The sequence below is a fragment of the Pseudomonas sp. AC083 genome (assembly GCF_979253165.1).
Genome location: NZ_CEEDDH010000228.1, coordinates 1 through 255, shown reverse-complemented (window position 1 = coordinate 255; position 255 = coordinate 1). Strand labels below are relative to the sequence as shown.

General features: G+C 46.3%; 1 pseudogene. It reads right to left on the bottom strand.

The window, feature by feature from the left end:
- Positions 1 to 255 (bottom strand): annotated as a pseudogene (locus tag AC0IXA_RS27800) (malate synthase G); the annotation flags it as partial.

The window sequence follows — 255 nt, the reverse complement described above, 5'->3', positions numbered from 1 at the left end:
GCCACGAACCGGATTATAGGCAGTGCCTTTTTCTGCCCCGTCATCTTCACTTAACACATCTGTGCCATATAAGGCGTCGTATAACGAGCCCCAACGTGCGTTAGCTGCATTAAGTGCAAAGCGTGCGTTACTTACTGGAACAACTAACTGTGGGCCTGCCGTAACGGCTATTTCGGGTTCAACTTGTTGTGTTTCAATTTTAAAATTTGCAGGCTCTGGCACTAGGTAGCCAATGTCACTTAAAAAACGTTGGTA